The sequence below is a fragment of the Psychrobacter sp. Pi2-52 genome, assembly GCF_904846705.1.
Taxonomy (GTDB): Bacteria; Pseudomonadota; Gammaproteobacteria; order Pseudomonadales; family Moraxellaceae; genus Psychrobacter.
Window position 1 is genome coordinate 49,231 of the sequence record NZ_CAJHBS010000020.1, and the last position, 14,729, is coordinate 63,959.

Sequence of the window (14,729 nt, forward strand, 5' to 3'; positions counted from 1 at the left end):
TTATGCCTCCTTGCCGTTTGCTACTGGTAGCTTGGCTGCCAATTCGGTTTTAGGTTGAGCTGCTGGCTTTGATTGATTTGCTTGCGTATCTGCACCTTCAACCGTTTGGCCGCTCTTTTCGCGTAGCGTATCTAGATAAGGCTTATAACCTTGCTCGCCTAACCAAAACTGAATCATGTTGCTGACGCCGCGGCTAGTCAATGTCGCACCGCTAATGCCATCAACCCAGTTTTCTTTTGGGTTACCAGCTTTGGTTACACCAGTGGCAACGTTACCATTCTCGTCATAAGACTCGATACCGCTCCACTTTGCACGCCACTCTGGCTCTTCGATACGAGCGCCAAGACCTGGGGTTTCTTTATGCTCGTAGAAACTGATACCTTTGATGGTATTCATATCACTTTCGAGCGTTAAGAAACCATAGATAGTACCCCATAGACCGTAGCCCTGAATTGGCAATACAACCGTTTCTGGCTGACCTGCGTCATCATTCTTGACATAGACTTTGGCATATTTTGGCTTACGACCAATACCAGCAGGATCGTTGTCACCCAAGTCTTCACTTAGAGCTTGGTTTTTTGTCGCTTGACTGGCGTCATAAGCATTACGATCAGGGATACCAGCAGTTTTTAGCGCATCGTCATCGAGATAAGTACCTTCGTTTAGATCAATGATTTTTACTTCAAAGTCTTTAAAGCGTTCGGCGACGTCATCTGCTGTATCAGACTCAGCGTCATACATATCAGCCGCAACTAAGATGTTTTTGTTGCGGTCTAAACGTGCGTTTTCAACTTGCGCAGGCTTTAGACCAACAGCCACTGCTGAGACCAACACTGAACACACCAAGCATAGCGTCAAAGCCACACTGATGGTTTTCACGTTATTACTTTTGGGCTTGGACATAACGAACCCTCCGAGCGGTTTGGCGTTTGATATTTGCTTGAGTCACAAAGTAATCAAACAATGGAGCAAATAAGTTGGCGAATAGAATGGCCAGCATGATGCCTTCTGGGAAAGCAGGGTTGATGACGCGAATCAATACGGTCATAAAACCAATCAAGATACCGTAAGCCCAGCGGCCTTTGTTTGTATGCGCAGCTGATACTGGGTCGGTTGCCATAAATACAGCACCGAAAGCAAAGCCACCGATAACTAGGTGCCAGTAGAACGGTAAGCTCATCATCATGTTGTCTTCAGAACCAATCATGTTGAATACAAGAGACGTCGCAATTAGACCGACCACACAACCTGCCATAATGCGCCAAGAAGCAATACGCGTCCATAGCAACACTGCCGCACCCATTAGGATAGCTAGCGTCGATACTTCACCAATACTACCTTGCATATTACCTAAGAATGCATCACTCCACGTGATGGCATTACCATAGACGTCGACGAAGTCCTGAGGAACCACACCAAGGGCTGCAAGGCCAAGTGGCGTCGCGCCTGAGAAACCATCTACTGCTGTCCATACTGAGTCACCAGACATATAGGCTGGATAAGCAAAGTATAAGAATGCACGACCCGATAGGGCAGGGTTAAGGAAGTTTTTACCAGTACCACCGAACACTTCTTTTGCGACAACCACACCGAAGATAATACCTAGGGCAACTTGCCATAAAGGAATATCAGGTGGTAGACATAATGCAAATAGAACTGAAGTCACAAAAAAACCTTCGTTAACTTCGTGTCCACGGACGACAGCAAAGATAATCTCACAGAGAATACCTACCGCAAACGTCACGATATAGATAGGCAAAAACTGCATCGCACCATAAACGAAGCTTGCCCAGATACTGTCTGGGTTATAGCCTGCCATGCTAGTGATTACAGTACGCCAGCCTTCAGGCTGCAAGCCAAGCTGAGCGATAGCGGTTAGTGCTTGATGACCAATGTTGTACATACCCCAAAACATCGCTGGGAAGGTACATAGCCATACAGTAATCATAATACGTTTTAGGTCAATGCCGTCACGTACATGCGATGAGGCATAAGTGGTCGAGCTTGGTTGACGTAAGAACGTATCAAACATCTCAAAAATAGCGTAGTACTTTTCGTGTTTGCCGCCTTTGGTGAAAGATGGCTCCATACGATCGAACATATTGTGTAAAAATTTCATCGTGGTTAGCCCTCCAGCTCAATGCGCGTTAAGTTATCACGCAAAATATCACCGAATTCATATTTGCCAGGAGATACAAAGGTGCATAGTGCCAAATCTTCTTCGTCCAGTTCAAGCACACCCAAATCTACGGCGCTAATGATGTCTTCGACGATCAATGCACGTAGTAACTGAGTTGGTAGGTAATCTTGTGGCATTACTTCTTCGTAGACACCGATTGGTACCATCGCTCGTGGTGAGCCGTTACTTGTCGTAGTAAAGTCGTACTTTTTGCCACCAAAGAACTGCGAAATGTAGATAGGCAGTTTTGAGAAGCGGTTTTTACCTGGAGTAAAGAAATGGAACGCAGGACGCTCACGGCCTTCAGTCAATACACTGATCTGATTGTGAAAACGACCCAGATAGGCGATATTTTCAAACACTTTGCGACCAGACAATACTGAACCTGAAATGATACGGTTCTCGCCAGCAGCCAGCTTACCTTTGGTCAATGCAGTGATATCAGCACCGCGTTCAGTCATAACCAAATGCGGGTTAGTGACCGCAGGACCTGCTAAACTCACCATGCGGCGCGTATATAGACGACCTGTCGTAAACAATTTACCGATGGCAATCACGTCTTGATAACCAATCGTCCATACGGTCACACCGCGGCTAATAGGGTGCAAGAAATGAATATGCGTACCAGCAAGACCAGCTGGATGCTTACCAGCAAAACCATGATACTCAGTGACGTTATTCGCTGCAGTTTTTGCAACTGGCGTCAGTTGGGTATCGCCGTGATGGCAGACAAAGGTCTTTGGACTAAGCGTAGATAATACTGCAAGTCCATCATTGAACGCTTGTAGCTGCTCATTGATCACAAGCATCGGGTCAAAGGCAAGTGGATTGGTATCCATTGCTGTGACAAAGATAGCATGTGGACGAGCGCCGATTTCGGGTGCGCGGCTATAAGGACGCGTACGGAACGCCGTCCATTCGCCAGAGGCAATCAGTTGGGTTTCAACGACTTCAGAGTCTAGGTCAGCAAGCTGCTGTGAGTCATAGCGCTCAAAGTCTACTTCTTCACCATTTGGGTCGACCGCAATCACAAGACTCTCAAACACTCGACGTTCGCCACGTTTAACAGCGACGACCTTACCGGCAGCAGGGGCAGTGTAGATCACGCCAACACGTTTTTTGTCTTCATAAACGGGCTGACCTTTGGCTACAATGTCACCTTCTTTGACATTCATAGTGGGTTTCATACCCACATAATCATAGCCAACAAGTGCTACATGTGTCGGTTGGTGCTCAGATATCTCGCGGGAGGGTTCACCAGTGATGGGCAAATCCAAACCTTTTTTGATGGTAATCATAAGCGAAAACTTAGTCCATAGTCTAAAACGATACCAGACGTCCTGTTTGGTATATCGGTAGCATGAACGTTTGTATCACTCAACAAAGCCTTCAATCGTCTATTTCCTTTATAGTGAAATAGGGATGAAAGCTCTGTGAAGACAATACATGATCATAACTACTAGTAAGAGTATTAACGCTGACCTTAGACTCCTTAACAACACGTTAATGTCTTATTCGAATTACCAAAGTGGCGACTGGCTACCAAGGTGTATGCTAAAACCGTTTCATCGAAATCAATCACTACAGCACATGGCTAAAAGGGACTGGTTTAAATACAAAAGGTTTTATCACACGTTTCATTGAAATTTAAAACTTGTAACACCAGTATGTTTGACCCTCTCTCGTTCACTAATATCGTTTAAAGATATTCGATAGAATAAGAGTGTGGCCAAATAACGATCTATTAAGGTAGATGATATACTGGTTAAAAGACAAACTAGCTAAGCAACTGATAAGCAAACCTCGCTTATTATAAGCTGCTATAGTTTTAATCGTAACGGTTTTAATATAGTTAGCTAGTGATAGGGACTTGCAAGACATCTAATTAAGGTTAAATACCGCAGAATCGATGGTTTAGAGACTATTGGTTGAGATTTTTTCAGATAGTCCTTTTTAGCAATTTCTTAGCCAATATTTTATTGGCATATTGAGCGATTGCTCGATCCATCCTGTATTAGTGAGTCGTAACAACTCAACAAAAAGCGTAACACATGGTTACTATCACATAGAAACAAATAAAAATTTACCTAGGATTATACGCTAAATTGACCTAAAATTGCCAGTCAGTAATAGAATTTAACGATTGTTGGTAGTGATTCTACGTACTAAAACTTATGGTTATGATTGTCTAGTTTCTGTCTTTCTTATTTGTATTCAAACAGATTGCTAACTTAGCAATATCTTGGTTTTCGATCTGTCCATAATTTATGCTACTTTTAAGCTGCGTTTTCTATCGTTATTTGATTCTTCAATAACGTTTCATTCTCAAAATTTTAATTTACTAAATTTATTGCCAATCTTGTGCTTTATAAGGAATGCTATATGTGTGCTGTGCCTGTCATTATCCCGGCTATTGATTTAAAAGATGGTAAGTGTGTACGTTTAAAACAAGGCCGTATGGAAGATGATACGGTATTCTCTGATGACCCAGTTGCTATGGCAGCACGTTGGGTAGATGAAGGCGCGCGTCGCTTACATCTGGTTGATTTGAATGGTGCTTTTGATGGCGTGCCAGTACATAGACAAGTGGTCAATGATATCACCAAAGCCTACCCAAACCTGCCTATTCAGCTGGGCGGCGGTGTACGCAACATGAACACCATTGAGCAGTATATTACCGCAGGTTTGACGTATATCATTATCGGTACGAAAGCTGTTGAAGATCCTGATTTTGTCGCTGAAGCTTGTCGCGAATTTGCAGGGCATATCATCGTCGGTATCGATGCCAAAGACGGTATGGTAGCTACTCATGGCTGGGCAAACGTGACAGATACCAAAGCGACCGAGCTTGCTAAGCGCTTTGCAGACGTCGGCGTGTCATCAATCGTTTATACTGATATCGCCCGTGATGGCATGATGCAAGGCGTTAATGTTGAACAAACTGTTAATTTGGCGCGTGAAGGCGGACTACCTGTGATTGCATCAGGTGGCGTTACCGATATGAAAGATATCGAGCTGTTGAAGCCTTATGGTGATTGTATCGAAGGTATCATTACCGGTCGCGCTATCTATGAAGGCACGTTGAACTTGAGCGAAGCGCAGCTTTACTTAGATAGCTAAATAAAGCCAGACAGCTAATTCTTAACAACTAGCTAAGCGAGAAAAATCCGTAAAAAATAAAGGATGCTTATGGCCACTTACATTGACCGTCCAATAATACGCAGTTCTATAAAAGCGTGGGGTCAAATGGTGTTGCTACTAAGCATCCTTTTTGCGTTCTCAGCGCATGCTGCCAGTGAAGAAATTTCTAGTATCTCAGCAGCATTAGGCGTAGAGACGACCGAAGGTATAGAGACAACAGAGGAAAGCGTATCTAACGATGATTCTGCTATATCAGGAAATGAGACATTAATAGGTGATACCACAGAACCTGCTAGCTCATTGCCAACGCCTGCTCCACCGCCAGTAATCAGTGGCGAAAGCACTAATAATGCTCAAATCGAGACCACACCAACACCGCAAAAAGACAACGATATTCGTCAACGTATCAGCGGTATTTTCTCTGAAATCGAAGGCTTACAAGCCGTCAATATTAGTGTCACCCAAGGGGTCGTTACCCTAACGGGAGAAACAGCCAACGAAAAAAAAGCACAGCAAGCGATTAACTTAACCAACCGACTAACAGATGTCGTCACTGTAGAAGACAGAATTAACCGCACGCTAGATGTTCAAGAGAATGTCTCAACGGTCTATCAAGGTCTAAAAGCGCAGGTGACCAATCTAGTGAAGGCGCTACCACTACTATTGGTCGGCATCGTTATATTTGCCTTGGTAGCATGGTTTGGCAGTTGGTTATCTAATCGCAAAAGGATGTGGCAACGTCTAACACCCAATCCATTTGTCGCTGAGCTACTGTCGCAAACGGTCAAAGTCATCTTTGTTATCTTTGGTCTGATTCTAGGACTAAGTCTAATAGGTGCAGAGACTATTTTAGGCACATTGCTTGGTGGGGCAGGTGTCATTGGTATTGCGGTTGGTTTCGCAGTCAAAGATACCATTGAAAATTATATCGCTTCACTAATGCTGAGCATTCGCCAACCTTTTCGTGCCCGTGATCATATCGTGATTAATGGGCAAGAGGGTATCGTGGTTCGCTTGACCTCACGTGCGACAATACTGATGACATTAGATGGTAATCAGCTACGTATTCCTAATGCTGAAGTCTTTAAAGGTACAATTCTAAATTACACCAAAAATCCTGAGCGCCGATTCACCTTTGAGCTAGGCGTTGATGCCAATGATGATCCTTTAGCAGCAATCAAAGTCGGATTGGATGCGATACATACACTAGCGTTTGTCTTGGACGAGCCTAAAGCGATTGCAGTCATTACCAATGTGGGTGATTCTAATATTGTTTTGGAATTTCAGGTTTGGGTAGATCAATCAGAGACTGACTTTGCCAAAGCACGCAGTATCGCCATTCGTGAGACCAAGCATGCACTAGAAGATACAGGCTTTAGCTTACCTGAGCCTATTTATCGTCTACGCTTTAACAACAAGTTAGAAAAAGCCTTTGAGCACATGCAAAGCAGTGTCAGCAATGCTAATAATATTCAATCTGATATGACGATTACGCCGACTATCCCCAAACCTACTGAAACAAATCAGGTCAGCGAGAGTCATATGGATGACCAAAATAAAAAACAAGCCAAGGCTCGAGCCAAGACCATTTTACAAGGTCGCAGTGCTAATGAGGTTCTCGACGCCCGTCCTGACGATAAGCTGATGGAAAAGGTCGAGCAAGAGATTGCTCAAAGCTCAGATGAGACGGATTTATTGAATAATAATAGTCCGCAAGAATAGGTATTAGATGTTAAATAAGGTTTAGGCATAAAAAGTGCAACAGAATCTATATTTGGTGGTTATCCAAATACGGGGCTTTTTATGAAAATGAAACACGTCATTATCTTTGCAGTAATTGGTATTGTGGCATTACTCGGCTTTAACATTATCAATGGCAATAGTCGCGAACAAAATAGAGAGATTGCAACCAGTAGTGTAGCGGCTGAACAGCCTGACTCTACAGTAGCTACCTCTAATACAGATATTACTAGCCAGCCACTTAGTCAACAGCCGAAAGCTATCGTAGATAGTGCGACCAGTAAAATTGACCAAGCGCAGCAAGCAGAGCAAGACCGTGTAGACCAATTGGACGATGCGCAATAGGCACAATAAATAGCTATATCATCTATAACTCAAAAGTACACAGCATAAAAAAGGCTAACAATCGCGTTAGCCTTTTTTATTGTATTACAACATCAGTATTTAAGTATCAGTCTAAGCTTAGCTTTTTTTGGCAGCGCCTCTGCGGTTGCTGCTTCTTTTCGCTGGGGCTTTCTTAGGCTGCTCTTTCTTCGGTTGACCTTTTTTACTTTGGTTCATTGCACTAGATTGTAATTTAGCCTTCAAATCAAAATCAATCTGTAGCAGATCCATATTGACACCCGCAACCTTCACTTTAACCGAATCGCCCAGTCCAAATAGCGTGCCTTTATCTTTACCGATAAGCTGCTGTTGCTGTTCATTGTAGACAAAGAAGTCATCGCCAACGTTGGAGATATGAACCAAACCATCGATATATAAGTCAGTCAATGTGACGAATAGACCAAAGCTAGTAACCGTAGTTACAACGCCTTCGAACTCTTCACCGACATGATCGGTCATATAATGACACTTAAGCCAAGACTCTACATAACGTGATGCTTTTTCTGCACGGCGTTCTGTATCTGACGTTTGTGTACCAGCACCTTCAAGAGAAAAGTCCATAACAGGTTGTTGGCTATTAGTGACTTTTGCCTTAATCGCGCGATGCAGCATTAGATCTGGATAACGGCGAATCGGCGAGGTAAAGTGGCTATATTCGTCATATGCTAAGCCAAAGTGACCAATATTGTCAGGTGCATAGTTTGCTTGCATCATTGAACGCAGTAGCATGCTATGAATACTGATGGCATCTGGTCTATCTTTAGTCGCTTCAATAATGCGCTGATAGTCCGCTTGAGTCGGGTTCTCTTCTGGAAATGGTAAGCCAAAGTTTTTCGCATATTCATGAATACGCATCGACTTCTCATTATCAGGCTTATCATGGTTACGATATAAGACTGGTAACTCATGCTTAAGCGCAAAGTTTGCCGCACAAGTATTGGCAAGCAGCATACATTCTTCGATTAGCTTCTGAGAGTCGCCACGAGTGCGCGGTAAAATCGCTTCGATTCCGCCTTTCTCGTTGAACTTAATATACGTTTCAACCGTTTCAAATTCCATTGCATGACGTTCTTCACGCTTTTTAAGCAGTAGCTCATACAGCTGATGTAAGGTATCAACAGATTTTTTAACGTCTTTATTACCCGTTAATGATTTAGGTAATCTCTTATCATTCGGGTTCACAAGATAATCATTTACTTGATTATAAGTTAGACGGGCTTGTGAGTGCATCACGGACGGATAGAACTCATATCCAGTCACTTTACCGGCGCGCGATATCTTGATATCAGCAACCATACATAAGCGATCTAGATTAGGGTTCAATGAACATAGACCGTTAGATAATACTTCAGGCAACATCGGAATCACACGATGCGGGAAGTATACTGAAGTACCACGCTCATAAGCATCTTGGTCAAGTGGTGAATTCGGTGTCACATAATAGCTGACATCCGCAATCGCAACCACGACACGGTAGTTACCACCAGAGCGCTTTTCAGCAAATACAGCATCGTCAAAGTCACGAGCATCTTCGCCATCGATAGTGACAAGCGGTAGATGACGTATATCTGTACGACCTTTTATATCTTTTTCAGTTGGCTCTTGATAGTCGTCGGCTTGCTTAAGCGCAGCTTCGCTAAAATCTGATGGAATATCATAGTTGAGCAGGGTAGTCTCAATAATCAATTCACGATCATTATCGTCAGACAGCACTTCAGTGATTTTTCCAGTGGCAAATTCATGCTGGTTTGGCCAGTCAATGATATCGACTTTGACAGGAGCGCCTTGCTTAATATTTAGCGCCTGAACATTGTCATCAGTAACCGTAATCGGTTGATGATTGTTCGGGCTACCAAGCTCAACACAATAGCCGTCTTCATCACGAGCAAGTGTACCGATAAAGTTGTTTTGACGACGTTCGACAACATCGACGATACGCCCTTCGGTACGTCCACGATTGTCAGTCGAAGTGCCGACAGCTGCTACTGTATCGCCATTAAATACCCAGCGCATTTGTTTTTCATGCAAAAACAAATCTGGCATATCACTTAGCACTACAAACCCAAAACCTTTTGGATGTGCAGAAACTGTACCTGAGACGATATCTTGCTTAGTCACCGTGCGATAGCGATAAGGACGACCATCACGGTTTACTTGGCCGTCACGCGCCATTGCCTTTAGGCGATTGCCCAAAGCATCAAACTGATCAGGGTCATCAATGTTAAAGACTTTTGCCAATTGTTGATGCGTGACTTCCCCATGCTCATTAATCGTGCTGAGTATCAGCTCACGACTAGGAATCGGGTTGTCATACTTTTTTGCCTCACTTGAGGCGTTTGGATCATTCCAACTCATAAATTACCGTATCTATTTTTAAAATTATTAATAGTGGCTATCTTAACACGAACGACGTTGCAATATCTTGCGTCAATTGTCTTATGTGTATTTGGTAGCAGGAAGCGGTCAGTTTTTTAACGACCGCTATAAGGATAAATCAAATATCAATATCGACATTGCTCGATTGGTTAGTGATCTTTTTACTATCCAACTCTTTTGAGACTTCTAATACCGTAGTCTGATTTGATTTATCCAAGTATTTTTGTGCTTTATCTACTTCCGTGGTCAGTGTATTGACCGTTTGCTTCATATTCTCTAGCGCTTCAATTTTGTAATTGCTAATCATATCCATAGTGTCATAGACATTATTGAAGGCATTTTGCAGTTTATCAAGCTCAATGCTACTGCTGGTCGCCTGCTCATGGATTTCACCTGACTGACGCTTGAGCATCCCTGAGGTTGATTCAATTAAACTACTGGTGGTTTTGTTCAACGCAGTAATTTGATCTAGTACCAATTTTTGATTGGTCATTGCTTGAGCAACGACAACAGCCGTGCGTAATGCAGACACAGTAGTTGTGGTTGCACGATCGACACCTTTAATTAGCTCTAAGTTATTACGGCGAATAGTATCAAGCGCCAAATAGCCTTGTACATTCACTGCCAACTGGGTTAAAAAGTCAGTGTTTTTTTGACGGACATAAAACAACATTTCTTCTTTAATGATGCGCGCTTTTTCAGGATCTGTTGCTTCTATCGCATAGACCTTTTGTTCAAGTTGCTCATCAATTTTTTTGCCAACATAGACATACTGGCGAATAGACTGCATCAGCTCCCACATATTGACTTTTTCTTGCTCAATCATCGCATTGTCTTTGAGCAATTCGTCTTTACCATTGTAGAGACTAGTCACAACGGCATTGATGTGCGACTGCGCTGACTCATACTGACGGAAATAATCTTGTACTTTATTGCCGAACGGAATGAGACCGAACAACTTGCGTGAGCTGGTCAGCTCCTTTTTGCTCGGATCTAAGTCTTCGACGATACCGCGTAGTTCCGTCAATGATTTAGCGATAGGAGAGTTATCAAATAAGCTGTCATTCAAACTTTTTGCGGGCAAATCTAACATTCGGTTGGATACTTGTGCAGACTCACGAATCTCTTTGGTACCTAGATTATGAATAGACTGGACGTTCTGTCGAAATTCATCGCTATGCACAGAGTTGGTCAGCACATGATCAACAAAAGCATCAACCTTGGCATCGAGCTCAGGAATTTGGCTTTCATCCAATTTGACCATCTGATCTGCTTCACTTTTCTGTATTTCTTTGACAGGTTCAGGTGCTGTTAGAGAGATACTGGGAGTTGTAGCGTTTTCTGGTGGCGTCAATTCTTGCATGAAATATCCTCTGATATCGGAGAAGGGAAGTGTTTTTTGTCAACGACTCTGACAGTCGTGGTATACATTGTTTTTATTTATACACTTAGCTTTTACACACTTATAGATTTGTCTTTAGCTCGTACTAACTTTTATTAAATGATCATTAGTTACTGCTAAATACTGACTAGTAAATATAACTAGACCTTTAGATTACCGTGTAATCAGAAAGTTGAGAAGATGGATTTTGTAAAGTAGCGTCAGTCAATGATGCTAGGCTATTATGTTCAGTACAGAAATGTCCATTACTGTCGTTTTTGAACTTAGATAATAAAAAACCATCAATATCCCGCAGCATATTGATGGTTAGAGTTATAAATAGCTATATAGACTAACAGCCACCACTCAAAGCAATCCAATAGACAGATTACTTTTTCTTAGTGGGTCCAAGCAGCATACCCATCTGACGACCTTCCATCTTAGGGTACTGTTCGACGTTTGAGATATCAGCAGTATCTTCAATGATACGATCAAGTTGTTTGCGACCGATATCTTGGTGCGCCATTTCACGTCCGCGGAAACGGATGCTAATTTTAACTTTGTCTTGATCTTCCAAGAAGCTCACGATTTTTCTCAGTTTAACCTGATAATCGGCCTCTTCGGTACTAGGACGTAGCTTCATCTCTTTAAGCTGAGTCTGCTTTTGGTTCTTCTTAGCTTCTTTAGCCTTTTGCTTTTGATCATAGAGGAAATGCTTATAATCCATGATCTTACATACTGGCGGCTTAGCTTCAGGAACTAATTCAACCAAATCTAGATTTTCATCACGTGCCGCTTTCATCGCGGTTGCGATATCAACCACGCCCATTTGCTCGCCATCTTCTTTAACGAGACGGACTTCTTTGACATTGATATCTTCGTTGATGTTCAAACGGTTGGACTGTTTAATAGGTATTACTCCTCATCTGTTTTTGGGGTCTGTCGGCCTTTTTTACTGACAGCGGTCTGTACTAATGTAATAAATTCAGAAACACTCATCACGCCAAGGTTCTCACCTTCGCGAGTTCGGACGTTGACACTGCCCGATTCGACTTCTTTATCCCCTAATACTAGCATATAGGGAATACGTTCTAATGTTTTCTCTCGTATCTTAAATCCAATCTTTTCGTTACGCAAGTCGCTAATAGCACGCAAACCTGCGTTTTTGAGCTCGCTAACTACGTTTTCACAAGCATCAGCTTGTTTATCAGTGATATTCATGACCACAACTTGCTGCGGTGCTAGCCATACTGGCATCCAACCTGCATAGTTCTCAATCAATATACCGATAAAACGCTCGAATGAACCTAAGATTGCACGGTGCAACATAATAGGAACTTCGCGATCGTTTTGTTCATTAACGAACTCAGCATCGAGACGTTCAGGCATGTTTGGATCAACCTGGATGGTACCGCACTGCCAAATACGTCCTAACGAGTCTTTTAGACTGAACTCAATCTTTGGACCATAGAATGCACCTTCACCAGGCAAGTAATCCCAATCTAGCCCAGAGCTATCTAGCGCATCTGCAAGAGCCTTTTCTGCAAAATCCCAAGACTCATCACTACCGACACGTTTTTCAGGACGGGTAGAGAGCTTCATGATGATATTATCAAAACCAAAATCTTCATAGACAGCGAGCGTTAGCTTAATAAAGTCAGCAACTTCTTGTTGAATCTGTGCTTGCGTACAGAAAATATGCGCATCATCTTGCGTAAAACCACGTACACGCATCAGACCATGTAATGATCCTGATGGCTCATTGCGATGGCAAGAACCAAATTCAGCCATACGTAATGGTAGATCACGGTAAGATTTTAAGCCTTGATTGAACACTTGCACGTGACAAGGGCAGTTCATCGGTTTTACCGCATAATCACGGTTTTCACTAGCAGTCGTGAACATGTTGGTTGCATAGTTGCCCCAATGTCCTGAACGCTCCCACAAACTACGATCAACGATTTGAGGTGTTTTAATCTCTTCGTAGCCATTATCGTACTGTACTTTACGCATATATTGCTCAAGTACTTGATAAATCGTCCAGCCATTGGCGTGCCAGAACACCATACCTGGCGCTTGCTCTTGCATATGAAATAGGTTCAGCGCTTTACCGATTTTACGATGGTCACGTTTTTCTGCTTCTTCAATACGCTGGATATAAGCTTTTAACTGTTTCTTATCAGCCCACGCAGTACCATAGATACGCTGTAACTGCTCATTTTTCGCATCGCCGCGCCAATAAGCACCTGACATTTTTGTCAGTTTAAATACTTTCAAAAAGCGCGTGTTTGGCACATGGGGGCCACGGCACATATCGACGTATTCTTGATGATGATACAAGCCAAACGCTTCTTCACCTGGCATATCATTAATAAGCTTTAACTTATAGTCTTCGTTACGTGATTCAAATATCTCAATCGCTTCAGCACGTGGTGTCATTTTTTTGATAACGTCATAATCTTGCTTGATCAGCTCCATCATGCGTTTTTCAATCGCTTCCATATGCTCAGGCGTAAATGGCGTTTCACTAAAAATATCGTAATAAAAACCATCATCAATGACAGGACCAATGACCATCTTCACATCAGGGTAGAGCTGCTTAACCGCATGACCTAATAGGTGAGCACATGAGTGACGGATAATATCGACACCGTCGTCATCTTTTGGCGTTACGATTTCAACATTGGCATCAGCAACAATAGGATCATGTGCATCTACTAGATGACCATTTACACGTCCAGCAACTGTCGCTTTAGCGAGTCCTGTCCCAATACTTTGCGCCACTTCCATGACTGTTGTATGACCTTCAAAGTCTTTTACACTACCATCGGGTAAAGTAATCGCTACCATAATCTATTCGCCTATTATTGGGTCCGTTGGCAGTGATGATTGCAACCATCAATCATATAACCGTGAGACCACATCAATTATATCTAATCATCGTGATATGTTGTGAGAGGGACGCATTACCTAGAGTCTTACTATGGCTATATATGCTAGGACCAATGTAAGGCCTAAAGCCAGTTAATCAATAGCATTGCAGCAAAACGCATTTCGCTATAGAAGTAATATAACAGCCAACATATATAAGTAATGCAGCAAAATACCTATTATAGCAAAAACCGTCTCTCAACACTAGATATCAAGGGATTGCGCGACGACTAATATAAGAGCCATATCTTATGATAAAGGTAGTATCAGATACTGCACTATATAAGACAATATATTGAAAGCGTCATATAACCCCGAATAACTTAGCTCCTATATAGTGGTAATTATATGAATATCAACATTCAAAAATATAAGAGATAATTTGTTTAAGGAAAATACTCAAGAATGACAGGATGAATAAGTCCAGTTATGAGGAACAAATAAGCTCATCTTCATTAAAAATTGATGAGCTAAATAATATTGCACACTAGTATTTAAGAAAATAAACAACCTCAATTTTATAACCCATTGAAAGAAATACAGATTTCTTTATCTTACTAAAATAAGTTCAAAAACATTAATAAAACGGGTTGACAC

Annotated in this window: 10 protein-coding genes; 3 read left to right on the forward strand and 7 right to left on the reverse strand. The window is 42.3% G+C overall.

Annotated elements, in window-relative coordinates; translation table 11 throughout:
• The 3 genes from JMY00_RS10850 to JMY00_RS10860 are packed head-to-tail and all read right to left on the reverse strand — an operon-like array spanning nucleotide 1 to nucleotide 3,477.
• Nucleotides 1-903: a Na(+)-translocating NADH-quinone reductase subunit C gene (locus JMY00_RS10850; RefSeq protein WP_201580161.1), complete on the reverse strand. Its 903-nt coding sequence runs from the start codon at nucleotides 901-903 to the stop codon at nucleotides 1-3.
• Nucleotides 884-2,119, reverse strand: a complete 1,236-nt coding sequence (locus JMY00_RS10855) for an NADH:ubiquinone reductase (Na(+)-transporting) subunit B (RefSeq protein WP_057762164.1) — start codon at nucleotides 2,117-2,119, stop codon at nucleotides 884-886. Before JMY00_RS10855 ends, JMY00_RS10850 begins: the two co-directional genes overlap by 20 nt.
• A 5-nt stretch (nucleotides 2,120-2,124) precedes the next feature.
• Nucleotides 2,125-3,477 carry a Na(+)-translocating NADH-quinone reductase subunit A gene (locus JMY00_RS10860; protein ID WP_165598636.1) on the reverse strand — a complete coding sequence of 451 codons (1,353 nt, stop codon included), beginning with the start codon at nucleotides 3,475-3,477 and terminating at the stop codon, nucleotides 2,125-2,127.
• Between the two features lie 1,084 nt (nucleotides 3,478-4,561).
• Between JMY00_RS10860 and hisA the strand changes: the two genes are divergently transcribed.
• The 3 genes from hisA (at nucleotide 4,562) to JMY00_RS10875 (ending at nucleotide 7,405) form a co-directional block, all read left to right on the forward strand.
• Nucleotides 4,562-5,299, forward strand: a complete 738-nt coding sequence (gene hisA, locus JMY00_RS10865) for a 1-(5-phosphoribosyl)-5-[(5-phosphoribosylamino)methylideneamino]imidazole-4-carboxamide isomerase (protein WP_102091064.1) — start codon at nucleotides 4,562-4,564, stop codon at nucleotides 5,297-5,299.
• A gap of 69 nt (nucleotides 5,300-5,368) precedes the next feature.
• On the forward strand, nucleotides 5,369-7,042 hold the full coding sequence (locus tag JMY00_RS10870) for a mechanosensitive ion channel family protein (RefSeq protein ID WP_201580162.1): 1,674 nt from the start codon (nucleotides 5,369-5,371) through the stop codon (nucleotides 7,040-7,042).
• 81 nt (nucleotides 7,043-7,123) lie between these two features.
• Nucleotides 7,124-7,405 carry a hypothetical protein gene (locus JMY00_RS10875; protein WP_201580163.1) on the forward strand — a complete coding sequence of 94 codons (282 nt, stop codon included), beginning with the start codon at nucleotides 7,124-7,126 and terminating at the stop codon, nucleotides 7,403-7,405.
• Between the two features lie 117 nt (nucleotides 7,406-7,522).
• Here JMY00_RS10875 and rnr read toward each other — a convergent pair whose 3' ends face one another.
• The 4 genes from rnr to thrS form a co-directional block, all read right to left on the reverse strand.
• Nucleotides 7,523-9,799 carry a ribonuclease R gene (gene rnr, locus JMY00_RS10880; protein ID WP_201580164.1) on the reverse strand — a complete coding sequence of 759 codons (2,277 nt, stop codon included), beginning with the start codon at nucleotides 9,797-9,799 and terminating at the stop codon, nucleotides 7,523-7,525.
• A gap of 139 nt (nucleotides 9,800-9,938) precedes the next feature.
• Entirely contained in the window at nucleotides 9,939-11,183 is a 1,245-nt protein-coding gene (locus tag JMY00_RS10885; RefSeq protein ID WP_201580165.1) for a toxic anion resistance protein, read from the reverse strand.
• 406 nt (nucleotides 11,184-11,589) lie between these two features.
• On the reverse strand, nucleotides 11,590-12,093 hold the full coding sequence (infC, locus tag JMY00_RS10890) for a translation initiation factor IF-3 (RefSeq protein ID WP_057762155.1): 504 nt from the start codon (nucleotides 12,091-12,093) through the stop codon (nucleotides 11,590-11,592).
• Nucleotides 12,094-12,116: 23 nt separating this feature from the next.
• Nucleotides 12,117-14,051, reverse strand: a complete 1,935-nt coding sequence (thrS, locus tag JMY00_RS10895; RefSeq protein ID WP_201580166.1) for a threonine--tRNA ligase — start codon at nucleotides 14,049-14,051, stop codon at nucleotides 12,117-12,119.
• Nucleotides 14,052-14,729 lie beyond the last annotated feature (678 nt).